The 16,767-nt window shown below is 39.0% G+C and carries 14 protein-coding genes and 1 tRNA gene; 6 read left to right on the forward strand and 9 right to left on the reverse strand.

The genetic code is table 11. The features are described 5' to 3' along the window. The first annotated feature begins 35 nt into the window (after positions 1–35). Complete coding sequence (locus HS960_RS00050; RefSeq protein ID WP_145330466.1) at positions 36–419, forward strand: hypothetical protein; 384 nt, start codon at positions 36–38, stop codon at positions 417–419. Between the two features lie 66 nt (positions 420–485). Here HS960_RS00050 and HS960_RS00055 read toward each other — a convergent pair. From HS960_RS00055 to HS960_RS00070, 4 genes are all read right to left on the reverse strand, one after another. Continuing rightward, positions 486–567 (reverse strand) — tRNA-Leu (locus HS960_RS00055). A gap of 194 nt (positions 568–761) precedes the next feature. Further along, positions 762–1,820 (reverse strand): hypothetical protein, encoded by a 1,059-nt coding sequence (locus HS960_RS00060; protein WP_182330920.1) that lies wholly within the window; start codon positions 1,818–1,820, stop codon positions 762–764. Positions 1,821–1,972: 152 nt separating this feature from the next. Next, on the reverse strand, positions 1,973–2,416 hold the full coding sequence (locus HS960_RS00065; RefSeq protein WP_182330921.1) for a hypothetical protein: 444 nt from the start codon (positions 2,414–2,416) through the stop codon (positions 1,973–1,975). 162 nt (positions 2,417–2,578) lie between these two features. Then, positions 2,579–3,568 (reverse strand): preprotein translocase subunit SecD, encoded by a 990-nt coding sequence (locus HS960_RS00070; protein WP_182330922.1) that lies wholly within the window; start codon positions 3,566–3,568, stop codon positions 2,579–2,581. A 439-nt stretch (positions 3,569–4,007) separates the two neighbouring features. Between HS960_RS00070 and HS960_RS00075 the strand changes: the two genes are divergently transcribed. The 3 genes from HS960_RS00075 (at position 4,008) to HS960_RS00085 (ending at position 6,031) form a co-directional block, all read left to right on the forward strand. Beyond that, positions 4,008–4,328, forward strand: a complete 321-nt coding sequence (locus tag HS960_RS00075; protein ID WP_182330923.1) for a hypothetical protein — start codon at positions 4,008–4,010, stop codon at positions 4,326–4,328. A gap of 297 nt (positions 4,329–4,625) precedes the next feature. Continuing rightward, positions 4,626–5,192, forward strand: a complete 567-nt coding sequence (locus HS960_RS00080; protein WP_075993773.1) for an RNA polymerase sigma factor — start codon at positions 4,626–4,628, stop codon at positions 5,190–5,192. A gap of 2 nt (positions 5,193–5,194) precedes the next feature. Continuing rightward, positions 5,195–6,031, forward strand: a complete 837-nt coding sequence (locus tag HS960_RS00085; RefSeq protein WP_182330924.1) for an anti-sigma factor — start codon at positions 5,195–5,197, stop codon at positions 6,029–6,031. Between the two features lie 64 nt (positions 6,032–6,095). Here the strand turns inward: HS960_RS00085 and HS960_RS00090 are convergent, their stop codons facing one another. Continuing rightward, positions 6,096–6,929: a ferritin-like domain-containing protein gene (locus tag HS960_RS00090; RefSeq protein ID WP_075993771.1), complete on the reverse strand. Its 834-nt coding sequence runs from the start codon at positions 6,927–6,929 to the stop codon at positions 6,096–6,098. Positions 6,930–6,950: 21 nt separating this feature from the next. After that, positions 6,951–7,673 carry a ferritin-like domain-containing protein gene (locus HS960_RS00095; protein ID WP_075993770.1) on the reverse strand — a complete coding sequence of 241 codons (723 nt, stop codon included), beginning with the start codon at positions 7,671–7,673 and terminating at the stop codon, positions 6,951–6,953. Positions 7,674–8,272: 599 nt separating this feature from the next. Between HS960_RS00095 and HS960_RS00100 the strand changes: the two genes are divergently transcribed. Continuing rightward, on the forward strand, positions 8,273–11,086 hold the full coding sequence (locus tag HS960_RS00100) for a PAS domain S-box protein (protein ID WP_182330925.1): 2,814 nt from the start codon (positions 8,273–8,275) through the stop codon (positions 11,084–11,086). A gap of 206 nt (positions 11,087–11,292) precedes the next feature. Here the strand turns inward: HS960_RS00100 and HS960_RS00105 are convergent, their stop codons facing one another. Next, complete coding sequence (locus HS960_RS00105) at positions 11,293–12,180, reverse strand: NmrA family NAD(P)-binding protein (protein WP_182330926.1); 888 nt, start codon at positions 12,178–12,180, stop codon at positions 11,293–11,295. A 103-nt stretch (positions 12,181–12,283) separates the two neighbouring features. Here HS960_RS00105 and HS960_RS00110 point away from each other — a divergent pair, with 103 nt between their 5' ends. Beyond that, positions 12,284–12,631: a winged helix-turn-helix transcriptional regulator gene (locus HS960_RS00110; RefSeq protein WP_075993765.1), complete on the forward strand. Its 348-nt coding sequence runs from the start codon at positions 12,284–12,286 to the stop codon at positions 12,629–12,631. Between the two features lie 344 nt (positions 12,632–12,975). Here the strand turns inward: HS960_RS00110 and HS960_RS00115 are convergent, their stop codons facing one another. After that, positions 12,976–15,333: a TonB-dependent receptor domain-containing protein gene (locus tag HS960_RS00115; protein WP_182330927.1), complete on the reverse strand. Its 2,358-nt coding sequence runs from the start codon at positions 15,331–15,333 to the stop codon at positions 12,976–12,978. A gap of 72 nt (positions 15,334–15,405) precedes the next feature. Next, positions 15,406–16,761, reverse strand: coding sequence for a PepSY-associated TM helix domain-containing protein (locus HS960_RS00120; RefSeq protein ID WP_182330928.1), 1,356 nt, complete (start codon positions 16,759–16,761; stop codon positions 15,406–15,408). Positions 16,762–16,767: the final 6 nt, after the last annotated feature.

Here is a 16,767-nt window from a genome sequence, read left to right on the forward strand (position 1 = left end):
TGCTGATGAATTCTTTTAAACTTAAAACTATTTGTATGAAAAAGACCGTTTTTCTTCTTTTGTTGTTATGCACAGCCTTATTCTCAAAAGCAGACCAACTCCAGGCCCTAACACAAAAACAAGCGGAAACCGCAGTTGCATATCTTAAGAAAGAACCCATTGTTATTTTATGGTGTAGCTGCTGCGACAATCAAGCACCGAAAAAGATTACTGTAAACGAAGTATTTTTCAAGCAATATCCTGATGGGAAATATTATTCTGTTATCGTAAAAGGTAGAGACGAAAGCGGAGTGGAAGTGGAAGAATATGTAGATTTAGCGTATGTATTTGTGAAAAAAGGGAAAAAAGCCAAAAGTCTAGGCAAGGTTTTAAAATTTGAATGTGATCCTTGTACAAAACCATTTGACTGGTCGGTTTAAATCGTGTAGCTAAGAACTAATTTCTAAAAAAAAACTCCCGAACTTATGAGCTCGGGAGTTTTTTTGTGCGGAAGAAGGGACTCGAACCCCCACGCCTCGCGGCGCCAGATCCTAAGTCTGGTGCGGCTACCAATTACGCCACTTCCGCATTAGGATTTCTTATGATGTCGCAAATATATAAACCAAAGTGATATCTTGCAAGTCGATAAGCTAGATTCCTTCTTTTAAATACGGATCATCCTGTTTATGAATGGAATATTTTTCATTAGGATGCTTGTCTCTTTGATCACATGATCTACAGACGGCCTGTTTACCCGATTTTTCGATGAAATGCTTGCTGTCCTAATCAAGTTTTGTTAAGGCCTTTGAATTTCGCAACAAAAATACATATTGAAAAAAATCAGTTGTATGAGTCTTCTCAGCGGGTATGATATTCTCGCCAAAAAGCCGTGATTTTACAGTTATTAAATTTTGAGAAGTAGCATAGGGTGAATGTGCTGCATTGAGTTTAAACAATGATATACTATTTGGTCGACTTAATTCTTTTAGATCCTGAATGCCTTTCACGAGCATAAGTGGGCCATCTGCATTTACCCAATCTACTTTTTCATCTGCAGGGGTTGGAAATTGAGGATGCTTTGGGAGATACATTTCACTAGCAATGGTATAACTAACAAAGCTAGAGACCTTATATCCTTTATTTTTCAGGCGTGTAGCAAAAGGATCGTTGGTTGCATCCTTTCCTTTTTGTAAAACATGAAAGAAACCAAATAATCCATATAGTTTTTGACCATCAATATGACGATTTTTAATATAATTTTCCAAATTTAATAGCATAGCTGAATCCCTGGACACGTCAGATTTATCCGCTGTAAAGCTTTTGTCTATGCCAATAACAGTGATTTTTGCCGAATCGGCAAGGGTGCGGTTATAATCATAAATTTCACCCCATTTTTGATATAGCTCTAAACTAGACTGTTGCGGAATACGTTTGCGAATGGAGCTAACCACATCTTTCAGTAGGGCGTTATCTTTTAGGGGCTTGGATAAAAAGCTGTTTAGTTTATTGGCATTTGTACTATCCATCTCAGCAATGTAATATTTAACACCGAGTTTTTTGTTCAAATAGAATAGCAGCTCTTTGTCCAACTTTTGATTGTCTGCGTAGCCATGAATTTCCCCAAGTAAAAAAATATCCGAATTATAGAAGCTATTGTCGAATAGAGAATCTACAATACGATCCTTAATCTCCGTTTTATGGAGCTTGAGATACGCTATATTTTCCGCATTGGTATTTCCTATAAATATCCGATTGGAAATGAAAAAATAGAGGAATAATAGCCCAATAATGGCCAGTATAGAAAAAAATGTGATCTTAATAAATTTAAAAAACTTTTTCATAAATGAGGTTTTGGCAAAGGTATTATTTTTCAAGGAATGAACCAATAAGTATCCAAGCATATAATTAAAATATATGTATTGGTATTTTAAAAAATTGAGTCATTCTTCAATGACTATTGCCATAGGACGATTGCTAGCAAACTGCTAAGGGCTTATTTTACAGTTTTTTGTACGATAACAGAGATTTTGTAGTTACCCCGTAGCGTTTGTGTCCCTTGTTCCTTGTTCGGATAAGGGGCGATATCTTGTAATGAAATGGTATATCCGTTGGTATTGGCAGTTCTTTGATAGCCTCTATCCTGTAAATCTATTGTAGCGAGCTTTATAATCGTGGGTTCGGTTGCTTTTTCTGCGATCTCAATTTCTGCTACCGCAACTCCAGACCAAATACAGTTGACGCCTTCAGGGCAACGGCTATCTTCTGAAATACCTTTAAATTTGATCTTGATCGGATATTCTCGCAATGATATTCTTTGTCCCTCAGCTAAGGATACACTTTCTGTCTCTTTTCTATTTGCAATACTTTCCTTTTGAGTTGCACAACTTGCCAGTGAGCAAATTCCCAGTCCAATAATAATCGTTATATAATTCATCATCTTTGCCGAAATAAAACTAGTGTATATGTTATCCGGTTATTACTACCAAAATTAAGCCATATTTAAGAGGTCACGCTAGTATTAATTGCCGTTTATGCCACTGTTTGTTACTCTTATTAGTGCTAAAATCCTATTTGAATCATTGCTGTGGCTTTTGAGCGATTATTGCTGTGATCCATTTTCATAATGATATGATTTTTCAGGTTCGTCACAGCTCGTAAAGAATAAGCTGGTCTTAGCTAGTTTTGATTTATCGAATCTTTCATCTTGCAGAAAGGACAGACCCTGCCGGATGTACTTATTTAAATACCGATCGTCTTGCTCAGGATTTCCCGCAAAAAATGCTTCATTGTCTGATGCAAACTTGCTGATATATCTTTTGGTGACAGGATCTAAAATGTACTGTTCGAGGTCAGGGTAAAATATTGTGTAATGTGCATTGCTAAATATTTCTGTGGGGTCGGTATAGTTTGACTGATCATAATCCTTCCTCATGGCCAATATTTCGTTCCAATGCTCTTGATTTGAACCGTCTTGATTTTCTCTTAAAAAACCTCTTTCTCCACCATAATTGGAAAGCCTGATCGCTAATTTATTACCTTCAGCTAAATATAGATAAGCACTAAAATTTTGACGCGCACGTTGGGGTTTGTTATAAGCAGCTATAAAATCATTGAATTTTCCTGCATTGGTATACTGAAAGACTTGATAAGTGCTATCATCTTCCATATACTGACTTTGTACAATAAACTTAAGCGATTGAACCGGTTTGGATTCCTGATGAACAAAAGGGGGGCTGAAACAGTTTGCCTTGTCATTGAAAACCCGATGTGTGCTGTCATTATCAAATTGTACATAAGTTTTCCCGCCTTCAAAACCTGCCAAATTGAAACGAGTACTGTCTTTGAAGTTAGCATTGTGACGCCCATACAGTTGAAATAAAGGGGCTTCATCCGGATAGAAAAGCAGGTAATCTTTTTCAAAAATATAGGACCCGAAAACAGATGTAGCATAACCATATAACAGAAATTTGCCATCTTCAAAAAGACAAATTCCGCTATTATCACCATACTGTCCACTGATTGTCTTTGCCTTATCTTTTCCGCTTGGAAAGTAGTGCGTGATTTGCTGTGCTTTACTATTTGTCACCATAAGGATAAGACTAATTAAGCCTAGAATTTTTTTAATAAATGACCTGCTTTTACTGTCTTTTCGCATATCTTTTGTTGTTTATCAAATTTAAACCATTGCAACATTGGTTCAATGGTGGTATTTACAATCCGTGCAGGCATTTTACGATTCGCCGAAACCTGTAAGGCGGCAAACTAACACATATCCTTTCGCTTGGTAAATTAGTGGTTTTATCCGTCGTATTTTCAACTTACATTAACATTTTTTTCCACCTATTAGAACAAAATATACCCCCACTTAGACCGCTGGTTCGAATATCTTTGATTCTCGTCTGATGAACACTTCGCCTGCTTTGAATGTTCATGGAAATTTATGACGATTTTATTATAGCCAATAAGATAAATAGATGTCAACACTAACCCGTATAAATGCATATATGCATCTCAAAAAACATATTCGAATGAATGTAATTGCAGATCTTGATATAAGCATTTTCTATTTTAAGAAAAGACCTTTCATCGTGATGGATTTGTCAAATGAAAAGATATATTTCAATGATAGTGGATTAGAATGGTTGCGTTCAGAAAAACAAATAGAACAGCCTGTTCAATGGACCCGAAGTAAATATCTTCCCTCAAAAAATTGGGTGGGACTAGCTATTAATAACGAAAGAGATGATTTGATTATCCAGCTAATTGATGAATTTTATCTGGCAACATGTGATATGCTGTTGATAAATCCAATTTCCAAGGGTAATTCTTCTTGTAAATTAAGCTATTAGATGAATTTTAGTAAATCTAACTGTGTATACCAGGTTAGCCGAAAATGAAAACTACAAGCTGATTATCTGGCCTAATTAAGTTAAATTGATCCGTTCTAATTGGACAACTAGTAGAATTAAATAACCCAAAACAGGAATTGAACAATGTAAAAACACGAATAACAAGTGCCATCCGCATATATGCTATGGTATAGTAGGTATTTTAACCTTTTTTATAGGTACTTTAACTTATTTTATTTTAGTTGCTTTTTTTTCTGATTTTTAATATCCATCTTTAGATCATTATAAACGTGAAATTTGAGTCCATTACACAACCTTTCTGAAGAAACATTGATTCTTTTGTTGAAAAAGAAGAATCAGCAGGCTTTTAGTTATCTTTACGATCACTATGCCAATGCGCTCTTTGGTGTGGTTTGTCGTATAGTGGCTTCAACTGAGCATGCGGAAGAAGTCATACAAGACGTATTTGTCAAAATTTGGAGACACATCGATGTTTTCGATGCCGAAAAAGGCCGTCTTTATACCTGGATGATCAACATTGCCCGTAATACAGCCCTCGATCATCGAAAATCAAAAGCGATCGTAAACGAACAGAAAAACCAACCGCTTTCAAATATCGTAAATAGGGAGGAAGAACAAGATCAAAGTCAGGACGAACTACATACGAAAGCAGATTTTATTGGATTCAGAAATATTTTAGATAAATTGAAGCCTGAATGGCGTATCTTGATTGAGATGGCCTACTATGAAGGATATACACAACAAGAAATAGCTGAACAACTTGATGTCCCGCTGGGAACGGTAAAAACTCGTACCAGAGCGGCATTTATACAGTTACAACAATTACTAAAGGAGTATCGTTAATTTTGGATATTAGAGCATACATATCGTCGGGGATTATTGAATCGTACGTTTTGGGGCTGGCTTCTGAAGAGGAAGTGAGCATCTTGAATTGTATTCGAAAAAATAATGTCGAAGTGGAACAAGCCATCATCGAAGCAGAAATTGCACTCGAAGAGTTGGCTGATAGCCAAGCGATGGAGATGCCTATGCAGTTCAAACAAGATATATGGAATAAACTCATAGCGGAAAATCTTGTGCCAAGCGAAGATCAGGAAGTCAACGAAGTACTCGCGCCCGCTTCGACAGGCCATAGCGAAGTAATTGCTATCGGTGCCGACAAGAAAACGCTCGGTGCTCGGTCGTATACGTGGATGGTTGCAGCGAGTCTATTGTTAGCTGTTAGTATTGGTGCTAATATTTTCTTATATCAACGCAAACAGGATACAGCAAATAAGTTAAATCAGACGACGTCCTTACTTGATGCTGAACAAGAAAAAGTAGCGACATTACAGAACAAATGGGCACTCGTTCAAAACCCAGCGATCAAAACAATCCCTCTTAAGGGCGTAGAAAGTAAACCCGATTACCGTGCTTTGGTATTTTGGGATCAGACATCAAAGGCAGTTTATCTGAGTATTGAACATATGCCTGTTGCACCTAAAGGAAAGCAATATCAGTTGTGGGCAATGGTTGACGGTAAACCTGTTAATGCAGGTGTTTTTCCATTGGACTCAAAAGGAGACACGGCAAGTAAGATGCTCGATATTCCCCAAGCTCAGGCTTTTGCCATTACACTGGAAGATGAAGGCGGAAAAGATGCGCCAACGCTCAGTGCATTATGTGTGATGGGGAGTATATAAAAAAAATGCCCTGATGGGATAAACCGATCAGGACATGCTAAAAACAGGTAAACTACGTCTTTTGTTAGGATTTTATAAATAAACCTGCAATATTAAGTACAGCTTCTGCAGTTAGAGGTTCGTCGAATGACTGGGTTGCCGCATTGGTCGAAATTTTCCCCGAGGCGCCTGGCAAAGTCGTAATATCCACTCCCGCTTGTGTCACATTATTTTCGCCTGCATATACCGGATCGACAACTGCTCCTATACCACTGTCATTGCCTCCCGTAATCCAAGGTTTTTGATTGGCGGCTCCACCTCCGCGGGCACGGCGCATTTGACGGATATGGGAGGCATGTCTTGCCTCAACCGAATGGATCTGCAGCGCAGCAGTCAGTACAACGCGATTGCCAAGTAAAATTCCCGCCTGGCCTTTATAAGCTCTTACACCAGTATCTTCAAATGCTTGTGCGACAGCTAAAAATGTGTCATAGTCACTGAAAACATTGCCAAAAGTGCCACCAGCAGTAAAATCAAAGGTTGGTTTTGAAACAGCTTTACTTCCCAGTACCTGTTTAAGAAAATTCACATGTGCAACTTCATGGTCACGAATGGTGGTTATCGCACCAAGTGGTTTACCTGTGGGGATAAGACCTGCTTTGGCAACACCCATTGTATAATATTCTGCTTCGAGATATTCCAATGTCAAGGCATAGTTGAGTACTCCATTTACATCTGTGGGCGCAGTGGCACCGTAGGCTTTTTTAAAGAGTTCACCTATCATAAAGGGCAGGGCAGCCAAGGTTACTTTTTTACTCATGGAAGCCAAACTTTTGATTGCTTCACGGCGAGGGCTGATGCGATCGCTGAATTCAGGATCTACAGCATTTATTTGTTCAAAAACGTTTAAGAGATTCATGATAATCAGATTTTGGGTGAATTAATAGGTTGGTAGATCACTAACATCAATCTTGGACTTAATAAATGGTGCAGCGGCACTAAGCACCACGCTTGGACTCTTTGCGAGATCAAGACCATTTGAATCCACTACTTCTTGATTGGCAAAACTGCCGTTGTCGATCATATCCCTGACCCAAGCAGCATGTCGTGCTTCAACGGAAACAATCTTACCTGCCAATAGTAAATAATTGACATCTTTGATTAGCCAACCAGCACCATTGTAGGCCGAAACACCAAGGTCTTCAAATGTTTTTGCTGTTGCCAGTACTGTTTCACGGCTACTGAAATTGACGCCAGCTAGGTTAAATTCGAGACTTGAAATGGCTTTTGCACCCAAGGCCACTTTGAAAAACTCACGGTGTGCAATTTCATGATCACGGATATCGGTGAAAAAAGATTTTTCCATATCCGTCATACCGCTATAAGGATTATTGACTAACTGGATGTAGAATGCGGCTTCAAGTTGTTCAAGTGCATAGGCATAATTTAGGATAGCAATGTCGCCGCTGCCAAAATACATGCCCTTGCCGCCGTTATCCATACCATCGTCGTGGTCTTTTTTACAGCTCGACATACCGAGTATGGCTAATGTCGCTGCGCTGGCTCCTGCATATTTTAAAAAGTCTCTTCGTCTGAGATCTCTTTTGTCCATGTCACTATTGGAGTTCAATAGTGTTTCGTTGTGGGAGGTTATCTTTTCCATAACAAAAGTCTTTTAGTTTATAATTTTTTCTCTGTACTTATACCCATTTACGACTTTTTGGAAAGCTTGGATTTCACAAGTTCAATTTTTTTTAAAATATTTTTTTCGCATTGAAAAACTGATATAATCTTCTCCTTTATGGGCGCCAAAGACAGAACAGTCCTAAAAGATTTTGATGATTTCTATTTTCAATCGACTCAGGTATATATTATTCGTTACATTTATTGCATGTTCGTTTCATATGGCGTGTTATTAGGAAAGGATAACAGTTGGCTTTGGATAATTTTAAGCGCAAAAGGTAGGCGGGAGTGGAGTACTTATTGTTGGTAGACTTTTAATCTAATAGTTTGTTTTTTTATTTAAAACTATTTTAACGTAGCGGTGTTCATGTTTATATTTATCATGCTATTAGCGCTGGTTTTCGATGTTTTACCATAGAATCAGGAGTGTTAATACAAAATATATTTTAGTTGGGCGTGGGAATGATTAAATCAATCATTGGAAGATTAGTGAAATATTATTTATACGCTAGAGCAAGCTAGATATTAGAACCTATAAAGATTTCGAAGATAAAACTAATAACGAATACAGGCTTTTGTATGAATGCTAAATTGTCGCCTACAAATGAATCGGATCGAATACGCGTGTTGCATGAGTACGAAATTTTAAATACTGCAACAGAGGAAGAATTCGATCGCATTACAAAAATTGCATCGCTTGTATGCGGTACACCTATTTCATTGATCTCGTTGGTGGATAAAGACAGGCAGTGGTTTAAGTCGCGCGTTGGTTTGGAGACTGAAGAAACCAGACGGGATGTATCTTTCTGCCAGTATACCCTAAAAGAAGATCAACTGATGGAAGTTGAAGATGCTGAAAAAGACGAACGTTTCAAATCCAATGAGCTTGTTACCCGAGAACCAAATATCCGTTATTATGCTGGTTTACCTTTAATCGATCCCAATGGCTATGCCTTAGGTGCGCTATGTGTTATCGATCGTGTTCCAAGGCAACTCGACCAGCATCAAAGAGAAATTCTAACCCTTCTCCGGGATGAAGTTGTTACGCTTATTGTCAACAGAAAGGAGAAAGAAAAATACAAGGAAAGTGAACAAAAGCTGAAAGCATTTTTCGATAATTCTCAGGGGCTTATGTGTACCCATGATCTGAAAGGGAATTTCATCAGCGTCAATGATGCTGGAGCCAGGATCTTAGGCTATACGAGAGATGAGATTCAGACTTTATCTCTTTTTGATATTGTTCCATCGGAGGGGCACAAGAATTTACAGGACTACCTGGATGCGATTGTTCGGCATGGAACAATCAAAGGAGAAATGCGTACCATGACTCGTTCGGGTGACATGCGTATCTGGATGTTTAACAATATTCTCCAGGCCAGTGAAAAAAAAATACCTTATGTGATTGGTAATGCAGTAGATATTACAGAACAACATTTTCTAGAAAAGAAGCTTAAGCATGCACAGGCGACATTGATGCGGACTGGAAGGGTAGCTAGAATTGGAGGCTGGGAATATACGCCTGCTGATGGGAAGATTGTTTGGTCCGAAATTACGAGAGAAATTCATGAGGTACCCGAAGACTATGAACCAGAGCTGACAACTGCGTTACGGTTCTATAAAGCGGGAGCAAGTAGAAATAAAATACGGACTGCAATTGAACAGGCACTCGCTACGGGAGAAGCTTGGGACTTGGAACTAGAGATTGTCACCTTCGCTGGTCATGAACTGTGGATACGTGCATTGGGAAATGCTGATTTTGAAAATGGTCATTGTGTACGTTTATACGGTACCTTTCAGGATATTGATAAGCGTAAACGTATCGAAGCAGAGTCTTCAAATTCAAAAAAACTACTTGCAGAAGTGTTGGATGCAACTTCTGCTGTCGGTATTATTGCGACCGACAACGCAGGTGTAATTACATTGTTTAATACAGGGGCTGAAAACCTCTTGGGATATCGTAGTGAAGAAGTGATTGGTAAATTTGGTCTTGCACACTTTCATTTAGAAGAGGAGCTCGTGTTGAGGACGAAAGAACTGGAGGTCGAATTGGGACGTTCGGTAGATAAACTTCGTTTCTTTGTAGATATGGCAGAGCTACACGGTGCTGAGCAGAGAGAGTGGACCTATTGTCGAAAAGATGGATCTCAATTATATGTTTCCTTAGCAGTTACTCATATTAGGGATATTAACGACAATGTCATCGGTTATCTTGCGATTGCGACAGATATTAGTCGGATTATTCATCAACGCGAGGAGCTGGAAAAGGCAAAATTAGTAGCCGAGCAGGCAAATGCAGCGAAATCACAATTTTTGGCAAATATGAGCCACGAACTTCGTACACCGCTGAATGGAATCGTCGGCTTTACCGATTTATTGCTTGGAACAGCATTGGAGGATACGCAACGGGAATACCTTACGATCGTTGATCAATCCGCTAATTTATTGCTTGGCATCGTAAATGACATTTTGGACTTCTCTAAAATTGAAGCCGGAAAGTTAGAACTGGAAATTGAACAGACCGATCTCCACGACCTGGTTATTCAGTTGACGAACTTTCTTAATCTGCAGATCAAAACCAAAAATCTAGCGTTTTATCTGAATATCGCTGCCGATGTACCGCATTATATCTGGGTTGACGCTCTTCGCATCAAGCAAGTATTGATGAATTTATTAAGTAATGCCACAAAATTTACCGAGAAAGGAACCATTGAGCTAAGCATTACAGTAGAATCACATGATACAGACCAGGCTGTTCTGTGCTTTAGTGTCAAAGACACAGGCATAGGTATCAAAGCGGACAAATTGGAGCGGATATTTGATGCATTTACGCAAGAAGATAACTCGATGACTAAACGTTATGGCGGCACTGGTTTAGGACTGACGATATCGAATAAATTGCTTAAAATGATGGACAGTGAATTGAAGTTGGAGAGTACTTTTGGTGTAGGAAGCCGTTTCTTTTTCAACATTCATGTGCGTTCTATTTGGGAAATAAATGAGTGGGAGGGATTGAAAAAAATAAAGGGTGTACTCGTTGTTGCAGAAGAAGAATCTGAACGAAATGCTTTGGCTCGGATGTTATCTTTAAAGAATATTGATAGCGTACAGGCAAAAACTGGATTTGAAGTATTACAGATGTTAAAAGGGGGACGCTGTTTTGACGCTATCTTGATCGACAATCAATTGCCTATTATCAGTGGTATCGAAACAATAAAGAATATTCGCGAAAAAAAATTTAATAACAATTTTGAGCACAACATAATTCCCATTTTTAGTGCTGAAGAGCAAGACATAGAACCGCTTTGTCATTCTCTGGCTATAAATTGCTGGTTAATCAAACCTGTCAAGCCTGAAGACCTGTATTCTGTTTTAATAAAGAGTATTTCCGTTTAACTTTAGGCACATGGATAATTTTAATGGTATGATACGAAGGAAGTTCAAGCTTTTCATAACCTATTCAGAGAGCTGCGCAGGATGTTTAGTTCAATAGATTTAATAGGGATGAGTCCGAGTGAATATCGTGCTCATCTCTATTAAATTTAATAAAAAAGGGCCGATCTTATTAGTTATTACAACTTAAAATACCCTTTTTTATTGATCTATAGTTTTTGGAATCGTTTAGCAAAATCAATGGCAAAATGATTTAATTGGATCTTACCATAGATAGGCTGACCCTGAATTTCAAAATCTTGTTGTAATTTTCCTGCAAGGATTGCCTGCCCCATCTCTACATAGAGTGATGCAATTTCTGTTGGAAGTCCCGCCTTTAACATACCGTCCAAAGCTTGTTCGTCGGTAAATTCAATCCATGGCAGGTTTGGATTACCAATAGCAGCTCCCAATGTGTGGGCAATTTCTGCTCCTGAAACATAATCGCTAACAATATAACGCACGTGATGTCCGACTTCTGAATTTTGGAGCGCATCGGCTGCGGCAGTAGCAATATCTAAGGGATCAACCAATGGAATTTTTATTTCTGAAGGGAAGTTTGATCCTTCAATACCTGCGTTTTTGATTAATGGAATATCGTTATAAAAATTCGTGTAGAAATATCCGGCACGCAAAAAGGTGATATGAACATCGCGTAGTGTTTTGTATATCTCTTCAATTTGGTGCAAACCGCGAATTGGTCCTGTTCCAGCATCAAAATCAGCACCAACGCTGCTTAACATCACTATTTTTTTTAAGCCAGCCAACTTTATGGCTGTCGCGTAGGCTTTTCCTGCATTTGCGGTATTCTCAACAATATGTTGGCCACCTAAATTGGGAGGAGTCATCAGAAAAGCAGCATCTGCACCTGAAAAACTCGCTGTTAAAAAAGGAACATCAAAGATAGAACCAATAAGCGCTTTAGCGCCCAAATGTTCAATTTCGCTCGCTCTTTCAGGAGAACTGCTGATTACACTTACCTCATGACCTTGTTTGATAAGAATATCGACTAAATGTCTGCCTATATTTCCTAAAGAACCTGTTATTGTAATTTTCATCGTTTAATTTTTTATATGTGATAATACAAAAGTACATTTGTACTTTCTTTTAAGGAAGTACTTACCCTATAGTAAGTATGCTAAACGCATAAACAAGACAATCATGACAGCAATTAAGGAGACATCGACGATTCAGGAAAACAAAAAAATTGCAGCGGAATTATGCCCTGTAACTTTCACAATGGATAAGATCGGCGGATATTGGAAACCAATTATTATCTATCATCTGTCTACGGATTGTAAGAGATATAGTGAACTTAAAAAATGTATCCCTGCAATTACAGAAAAAATGCTCATTCAGAGTTTAAAACAATTGGAAGCGGATGGATTGATCTTAAGGGAGGCAAAACCCGTTGTTCCGCCTTTTGTGATCTATCGCTTAAGTCCGGCAGGGGTAGGTTTATTTCCTGTTATTCAGGCAATGGCCAATTGGGCACTTGAAAATCAATAATCATTTACCGTTTTCCTATCTCTATTAAAGATAAGATTGTTTGACAAATGCAGATGATTTTCGCCAGGATATAGGTTTAATATAATGTGATTTTTGTAATGTGTTTCCATTTTTCAGGTTTTATTATTTCCCCGCTTGGAAGATACAAGGTAGACTGGTGGCAATGGCGAATACCGATGAAGGTCTCCTAGACCCTATAAGCTAATTTTTAGGAACAAAAAACGCTTGAATCGGGGAAATTCAAGCGTTTTAACTAACCAATTATAAACCTAAATTATGAATCTATAGTATTACATTTTTTATGCCAGTCTAATTAATATGACAAAATTGCAGTTCCAACTTCTTTAGTCTCCAAATCGGTAGCTCAGTGACAATAAGACTTTTCTGTTGTCCGGAAAGTCAGCATAAAATACCTTAAGGTCTCCATATTCACTAACCAACTGCGGGTTCGCATTTCTGAGCAGGCCATTTGCGGTCAGCTTGATCATGCCGCGATCTCCAAACATTTTTTTCTCCGTGGCGACATCTATACCATACCTTTTATCCGTTCGGGAAGGTCCAGTAGTAATTCCCGATCGATAATAAAATGCAATTTCGCTGCGAAATCCATATTTAAATTGCAGCGTATGCCGGCTGTTTGCTGTCCAGCTTGAGCCTTTAGAATCTAAGTTCACATTTCCAATTTCTCCGGAGTAGTTGTTGTAAAATGCATTGACATAGTGGCTTGCTGTCCACCATGATCGTAACGTTTGGTTATACATTACACTTGCGCTATAGTTCATATAGCGCCCGATGTTCTCTGGTTTCGACAAGTTTTCACCAACTTTATCGCCTTGGCGGATAATCCAATTGATCATGTCACGCCCGTATGAAATACCTAATGTGGTGAACAATTTGTTCCTATAGCCATGACCGATTTCTGTAATATAACTTTTTTCGGGTTTCAGATCAGGATTTCCCTCATTGTAGCTATAGGCATCTTCGTAAATTCGAAATACGTTGATGTCATGATCACCCGGTCTTTCGATACGGCTGCTAAAGGATGTTCTCAGTGTATTTTTCTCATTTAGATGATATAACAATGATCCACTTGGAAACAGATCAAAATAGCGCTGGTCATTTTTTTTGTTCAACGTGACCTGATTGGCGTTTATAAATGTATATTCTCCCCGCAGGCCAGCCTGATATTCTATTCGTTTGTATTTGCCGGAGTAGATGGCATATAGCGCTTCGATATGCTGCGTGTATTGAAAGCGGTTGGAGGTGGCATCGTCCTGTATCCATTTGCCATTATCCAATAGCGTATTTATGACATCGTTGTTGATAAAGAAATACGTTCCTTTCCAGCCGAGCTCAATTTTGCTTGAATCTGTTAACGGTTTACTGTAGTCAAGCCTTCCGGAATAGGTCGTATTGCTCAAGTCCTGAATATTTGTTCTCCCTGTTGAAGATTGCGTGTTTGTTTGCAAATTAAACTGATCGGTTTCAAACCGGTTATTATAGTCGTTTCCGTGTGGAGCAAAGTCAAAGTTGAATTTTAAAAAGTGATCTTCTCCTTCATATTTATTAATATAATTGATATTAAATGTCCAGTTTTTAAACGACTCGTCAAAACGGTTGTTACTGATTGCATGCGCTGTCTGAATATTGGCTGGATAATCCCAGGTATCCATCTCGATAGATGCATAGGGTTTATAATTGCCCGTCATCCAATGTACACTTCCATCCAAAACTCCACCATCCGAGAATTCATATTTTGCCCCAGCACGAACACTATGAAAACTGGCATCATCTAATTTCTTACGTTCGTGTTGTCTCTGAAAAGAGGTTAAATTACCCTGGTTTAAAAAACTTCTTTCTGTAAGATTATGACTATTGCTCCGATCAAAGCTCTTATTTCCCTGCAAGTACATATCTAGCCCATTTACTTTGTAGTGTAATCCACCGCCCAAACCACCATAAAATTGTCGGCCCTGTCCAGCTCGGATGAAGGCATCGCCCCCAAAGCCGGCCTTTGCATTTCGCTTGGTCACAATATTAATTATGCCGGCAGTTCCTGCGGCATCTTCACGTGCCGAAGGATTACTGATCAGTTCCAATTTGGAGACTTCGGATGCTTGCAGTCCGCGTAAAATACTGGCAAGCTGTTCACCGGAAACATACATATCACGGCCATTAATGCGTACGTTAGCACCTGCGCGACCCTGAATTGAAAAATTTCCTTTCCCGTCCGAAACAAGCCCCGGTGTTTTCTCCAATAATTCGAGGACATTGTTGCCTTCAGCTAATACACTTCCTTCGACATCAACTACCATTTTATCGGCATACTGGCGCACACTAGCTTGCTGTCCAACAACATGTACGGTTTCCATCAGATGTTCAACTGGTTGTAAAAAAATGGGCGGTGCTGAGTGTTCGGCTCCAGCTAACTGATATGCTCGACTATGTACTGTTGTGTAGCCGATTGAGCTATAGCGTATAAGGTAACTTCCATTTTTAGGCGCATGTAGTAGAAATGAACCATCCTTAGCTGCATCTGCCTGCATGATCAGGGAAGAATCAGCTAAATGTAAAAGACTGGCTGTGGCACCTTTGATGGGATGCCCATCTTTGTCGAATATTTTTCCAGATAACTTCGTTTGTGCGACAAGTCCAGTGGCAGCGCCTGATAGTAATATAGATAATAATGTAGATTTCGTCATAATAATCGTGTCCTTGTCTTCTTCGAGAAAGAACCGGTTTAAGCATAAATTAAATAGTAGTGATTCGAAAACCTAAAGGTTTGTGGATTTTGGACGGAAACGGATCGGTGGTTTTCGTATTGTTGTTTGTATGTTCGTATTTGATACGTTCATTTCTTCCCCGGTATGCGATTCCCTGCCCAATTTATTGCGGCCTTTTTTCTTTCCCCATTTGCGATTGTACCATATAATGAAGCCTGTAATAGGAAGTGTACCTGCAATAAAGGTGAGTACAAAAGCCAGCATTTTTGTGGGGAATCCCCAAATTGATCCTACATGAATATCGTAATTGAGCCTTCTGAATTTTTCACCTGCACTTAATTCTTCAAAATCCTTGTTGAATAGGGAAATGTTATTGGGTAGAAATGCCCCGGTATACTGATCGAATGAATAATAGCGATTGTTATACTGTCGATCCATGTCATTACGAATATACACCGAAATGGTGGCGTCTTTTTTTTCCTTGTCTGGATAGGTGATTGTCAAGTAGTGTGGATCTTTATATTGGGTTAAAATCGTCTCAATCTCGCGATCAAAAGCTGTCGAGAAAAGGGCTATTTGACCAATTTTCGTAGAATCGGATTGGACAGAAGTTCTTTCGGCTAGTGGCGTTCCCCAGTTTGTTGACCAATACAAGGCTCTGTTAAACCACTCGATACCATAATACATTCCAGTTATGGCCAATAATAGAATCAAAATAAAAGAATAAAAGCCAACCACATTATGCAGATCCAAATTAATTCTTTTCCAACCAGCTTTCCATTTGATCCGAAAGCTTTTTTCCCGAGTTGATTTTGTCCATTTTTTTGGATACCACCAGATCAATCCTGTGATTAAGGTAATACTGAAGACCAAGGTCGAATAGTTTACAATGGGGCGTCCAATTTCTCTGGGAAGCCACAGAAAACGGTGTCCACTCAGCGTCCATGCAAAAAAGCTGTTCAATTTTTCTCTTAACAGCGCTTCCTTGGAATTGTCTTCTGTTTGCAAACCTAGATATTGGCCTGTATATGGGTGTAATAGATGCACCTGTGCGTTTGCTTTTGAATTAGCTTCTTTGCCTTTGTCCTCTTGCTCCTTTTTTTTGAGGGTAAGGGAAATGGGGTGATCCCGGGTATAGGTAATGCCCCTTACTACAGCATTAGGATAGAGTGAGTCCGCTATTCGCACGATCCTTGACGGCGAAATCAAGGACTGGCTGGAAGCAAGGATATATTGCCTTTCTTTTTTCGGGATAACAAGATCGATAATCTCATGGTTGAAAACCCAAAGGCAGGCCATCAGGCAGATCACAAATACAACACTACCTGAAATTAATCCCAGCCAAAGGTGCAACCAATTATTGATCTGCCTGAACAGCGAATTATTTTTCTTCTTTCTTACAGCCATGTCCAC

It is taken from the genome of Sphingobacterium paramultivorum, assembly GCF_014109745.1.
GTDB lineage: Bacteria > Bacteroidota > Bacteroidia > Sphingobacteriales > Sphingobacteriaceae > Sphingobacterium > Sphingobacterium paramultivorum.

Coding starts and splice junctions, on each gene's coding strand:
- HS960_RS00050 (WP_145330466.1), top strand. CDS start 36: ATGAAAAAGACCGTTTTTCTTCTTTTGTTGTTATGCACAGCCTTATTC.
- HS960_RS00060 (WP_182330920.1), bottom strand. CDS start 1,820: ATGAAAAAGTTTTTTAAATTTATTAAGATCACATTTTTTTCTATACTG.
- HS960_RS00065 (WP_182330921.1), bottom strand. CDS start 2,416: ATGATGAATTATATAACGATTATTATTGGACTGGGAATTTGCTCACTG.
- HS960_RS00070 (WP_182330922.1), bottom strand. CDS start 3,568: ATGGTGACAAATAGTAAAGCACAGCAAATCACGCACTACTTTCCAAGC.
- HS960_RS00075 (WP_182330923.1), top strand. CDS start 4,008: ATGAATGTAATTGCAGATCTTGATATAAGCATTTTCTATTTTAAGAAA.
- HS960_RS00090 (WP_075993771.1), bottom strand. CDS start 6,929: ATGAATCTCTTAAACGTTTTTGAACAAATAAATGCTGTAGATCCTGAA.
- HS960_RS00095 (WP_075993770.1), bottom strand. CDS start 7,673: ATGGAAAAGATAACCTCCCACAACGAAACACTATTGAACTCCAATAGT.
- HS960_RS00100 (WP_182330925.1), top strand. CDS start 8,273: ATGAATGCTAAATTGTCGCCTACAAATGAATCGGATCGAATACGCGTG.
- HS960_RS00105 (WP_182330926.1), bottom strand. CDS start 12,180: ATGAAAATTACAATAACAGGTTCTTTAGGAAATATAGGCAGACATTTA.
- HS960_RS00110 (WP_075993765.1), top strand. CDS start 12,284: ATGACAGCAATTAAGGAGACATCGACGATTCAGGAAAACAAAAAAATT.
- HS960_RS00115 (WP_182330927.1), bottom strand. CDS start 15,333: ATGACGAAATCTACATTATTATCTATATTACTATCAGGCGCTGCCACT.
- HS960_RS00120 (WP_182330928.1), bottom strand. CDS start 16,761: ATGGCTGTAAGAAAGAAGAAAAATAATTCGCTGTTCAGGCAGATCAAT.